Annotated in this window: 3 protein-coding genes; 2 read left to right on the top strand and 1 reads right to left on the bottom strand. The window is 36.1% G+C overall.

Annotated features, from left to right (window positions below):
• Together ABIQ27_RS06685 and ABIQ27_RS06680 are read left to right on the top strand one after the other, a co-directional pair.
• Window positions 1-951 (top strand): S1 RNA-binding domain-containing protein (locus ABIQ27_RS06685; RefSeq protein ID WP_348033006.1); only part of this gene is annotated, 951 nt, incomplete at its 5' end.
• A gap of 182 nt (window positions 952-1,133) precedes the next feature.
• On the top strand, window positions 1,134-1,700 hold the full coding sequence (locus tag ABIQ27_RS06680) for a fasciclin domain-containing protein (protein WP_348033005.1): 567 nt from the start codon (window positions 1,134-1,136) through the stop codon (window positions 1,698-1,700).
• A gap of 123 nt (window positions 1,701-1,823) precedes the next feature.
• On the opposite strand, the gene pheT is transcribed toward ABIQ27_RS06680, so the two are convergent.
• Window positions 1,824-4,247 (bottom strand): phenylalanine--tRNA ligase subunit beta, encoded by a 2,424-nt coding sequence (gene pheT / locus ABIQ27_RS06675; protein ID WP_348033007.1) that lies wholly within the window; start codon window positions 4,245-4,247, stop codon window positions 1,824-1,826.
• Window positions 4,248-4,255 lie beyond the last annotated feature (8 nt).

Raw genomic sequence — 4,255 nt, 5'->3', positions numbered from 1 at the left:
GATGATGAGAAAACAAGAATTCAATTAGGATTAAAACAATTAAACGCTCATCCTTGGGATGCTCTTGATGCTAAATTAGCAATCGGAGACAAAGTGAAAGGTAAAGTAGTTGTAATCGCTGATTACGGTGCGTTTATTGAAGTAGCTGAAGGTGTTGAAGGTTTGATCCACGTTTCTGAAATGTCTTGGTCTACTCACTTGAGAAGTGCACAGGATTTTGTAAAAGTTGGAGACACTGTTGAAGCAGTTATCTTAACTTTAGACAGAGATGATAGAAAAATGTCTTTAGGTATTAAGCAATTAACGCAAGATCCATGGACAGATATCACAGCTAAATATCCTGTAGGTTCTAAACACACAGGTATCGTTAGAAACTTTACAAACTTTGGTATTTTTGTTGAATTAGAAGAAGGTATTGATGGATTAGTTTACATCTCTGATTTATCTTGGACTAAGAAAATCAAACACCCATCTGAATTTGTTAACGTTGGTGATAAATTAGATGTAGTAGTATTAGAGTTAGATGTTGATGGACGTAAATTATCTTTAGGTCACAAACAAACAACTGATAATCCTTGGGACAAACATGAAGATTCTTACGCTGTTGGAACTATCCACAACGGAACTATCGCTGAGATTGTTGACAAAGGTGCTACTGTAGATTTCGGAGATGATGTAGTTGCGTTTATTCCAACACGTCACTTAGAAAAAGAAGACGGTAAGAAATTGAAAAAAGGTGAAGCAGCTGACTTTAAAGTTATTGAATTCAATAAAGAATTCAAAAGAGTTGTAGCTTCTCACACAGCTATCTTTAGAGAAGAAGAAGAGAAAAATGTTAAAGCTGTTACTGAATCAGTTGCTGCTAATAACGCTCCGGCTCAAACTCTTGGAGATAACAATGAAATTCTTGCTGGATTAAAAGCAAAAATGGAAAAGAAAGAGAAAAAATAATTTTCTTATTTCTTAATAAATAAAAAATCCTCTCATTTTTAACGAGAGGATTTTTTTATGGTTTGATTTTTAGCAGGTTGGAATTTTTCAAAAGTTAATTTTTCAAAAAAGGCAGTGTTTCAAAAAACCAGAAACTACCTATTGGCGTAAATGCCTTTATAACTTTAATAAAATATACCACTATGAAAACTAAGAATTTAGTATCAATCGCCTTTTTTGCCTTGACAATTTTTGCAACAACATCCATTTTTGCCCAAAAGGAAAAAACAGTAATGGTTGGTGGAGCAGCAATGTATCCATCAAAAAACATTGTTGAAAATGCAGTGAATTCTAAAGACCACACTACTTTAGTCGCTGCAGTGAAAGCAGCAGGTTTAGTTGAAACATTGCAATCAAAAGGACCATTCACCGTGTTTGCCCCAACAAATGCAGCTTTTGACAAATTGCCAAAAGGAACAGTTGAAACATTACTTAAACCTGAAAACCTGAAATTATTACAAACCATTTTGACTTATCATGTAGTAGCCGGAAAAATGAGTTCATCTGATATCGCTAAAGCGATAAAAGCCGGAATGGGAAAAGCAACTTTGAAAACCGTTAGCGGTGGAACATTAACCGCCTGGATGAAAGGTTCAAATATTTATCTAACGGATGAAAATGGGAATAGTGCTAAAGTCACGATTGCCGATGTCAACCAGTCTAATGGTGTGATTCATGTTATTGATACAGTAGTTACTCCAAAATCATAATTTTTTATACTTAGTACTTCGAACTTATTTAGTGTAAAAAAAGAAAAAGTCTCCTTATAGGTTAGGGAGACTTTTTTATTGTTAAACCCGACAGGTCTTCAAAACCTGTCGGGTTTGTTGTTTTTATTGTCTTAAACTCGCACCAACTTCGGTTTCTAAATTCTTTTGAAGCTTGCTCATGATTTTGTCAATCTGTTCGTCGGTTAAGGTTTTTGTGTTGTCCTGTAATGTGAAACTCACCGCATACGACTTCTTACCTTCCGGCAGATTTTTACCTTCATACACATCAAATAAATTAATATCTTTTAATAAACCTTTTTCCGTTTGACGTGCAATATTGTAGATAGCATCAAAAGCGACAGCAGTATCAACTAAAAGAGCTAAATCTCTGCGTACTTCCGGATATTTCGGAATATCGGTAAACTTGATTTTATTGCTAATCGATTTCAAAATCAAATTCCAGTTAAAATCAGCATAAAAAACTTCCTGCTTGATATCAAAATGTTTTAAGATTGATTTTTTAACGGTTCCAAACTCAACCAAAGTATCGTTACCGCAAGCAATCGCGATTCCTTCTGCAAATACATCAGATTCGACAGGTTTGTTTTGGATTTTGCAAATCCCCAAACGATTTAAAACTGAATCCACAAATCCTTTAAACAAAAAGAAATCAGATGGTTTTTCAGTTGTCGTCCAGCTTTCAGCAACTCTATTTCCTGATACAAAAAGCGTTAAGTGCTTTGGTTCATTATAACCCGAAGGCAATTTGTGGTATGTTTTTCCGAATTCGAATAATTTCAAATCCGAATTTCTTCTGTTGATATTATACGACACAGCTTCCAAACCAGAGAACAATAACGATTGACGCATTGCAGATAAATCATTGCTCAACGGATTTAGCATCATCACATTGTATTCTTCTTTCAACATTTCAGATAATTTCACATAATCAGGCGATGTTAACGAGTTCGCCATCATTTCGTGAAATCCAAGAGAATTCAACTGTGTGGCAACAATATTCTGTACTTTATAATCTTCCGTTCTGGCCGAATTGGCAACTGTCGCGTTTAGCTTTTTGGTAAAGTTGATATTGTTATATCCATAAACACGAAGGATTTCTTCGATAACATCAACTTCACGTTGCACATCCACACGATACGACGGAATTATCAAACCCAAACCGGCATCGGTAACGCTGTTTACTTTAATATCCAAAGAAGCCAAAATTTTCTTGATAGTTTCTTTTGGTAATTCCTGCCCAATCAATTTGGCAGTTTTATCAAAATTCAGGAAAACCGGAAAGTCTTCAATCTTTTTTGGATAAATATCTACGATATCAGAAGTGATTTCGCCACCGGCAAGTTCTTTGATTAAAAGCGCAGCACGTTTCAAGGCAAATTCAGTAATATTTGGATCAATTCCTCTCTCAAAACGGAAAGAAGCATCAGTATTCAAAGCATGTCTTTTCGCCGATTTTCTAACACTAACCGGATTGAAATAAGCACTTTCCAGAAAAATAGAATTTGTAGTTTCTGTAACTCCGGAGCCTTTGCCACCAAAAACACCAGCGATACAAAGCGGTCCTTTTTCGTCGCAAATCATCAAATCTTCTTCGTGCAATGTTCTTTCAACATCGTCTAAAGTGACGAATTTTGTTCCGGCCGGAACTGTTTTCACAATGATTTTACCCGTGATTTTGGCAGCGTCAAAAGCATGTAACGGTTGCCCTAAATCATGCAGTATATAATTTGTAACATCAACAATATTATTTTTTGGTGTAAGGCCGATAGCTTTCAAACGGTTTTGCAACCAAGCTGGTGATGATTTTACGGTAACTCCGGAAATAGTTACACCACAATATCTCGGCGCTAATTTAGCATCGACAACATCAACATCAATTTTGAGTGTTCTTTTATCGATTCGGAATGTGCTTACTGTTGGAGTAATCAATTCAATATTGCTGTTTTTTTGTAACAAACTCGCACGTAAATCACGAGCCACTCCATAATGCGACATAGCGTCAGCACGGTTTGGCGTTAATCCGATTTCGAAAACTTCGTCATTTTCAACATTAAAAACTTTAGCTGCCGGAGTTCCTGGTTTCAATTTGTCATCCAAAATCATAATGCCGTCATGGCTTGTTCCCAAACCTAATTCGTCTTCGGCACAAATCATTCCGTGACTTTCCTGTCCCCGGATTTTTCCTTTTTTGATTTCAAATTCAACACCTTCTTTATCAATCAATTTGGTTCCGATAGTGGCTACAGGCACTTTTTGTCCTTTGGCAACATTACTGGCACCACACACAATCTGCACTGGAGTTCCATCACCAAGATCAACGGTAGTAATGCTCAATCTGTCTGCGTCAGGATGTTTTTCGCAAGTCAGGACATGGCCAACGATAACGCCTTCCAAACCACCACGAACCGATTGGTATTTTTCCACAACTTCCACTTCCAAACCTAAATCGGTCAGTAAGGTTGCTGTTTCTTCTGATTTTAAATCTATTTTAATGAATTGTTTTAACCAATTGTATGAAATCTTCATATATAACT

This window comes from Flavobacterium sp., assembly GCF_039916025.1.
Lineage (GTDB): Bacteria > Bacteroidota > Bacteroidia > Flavobacteriales > Flavobacteriaceae > Flavobacterium.
This window is presented reverse-complemented; position numbering and strand designations above follow the sequence as displayed.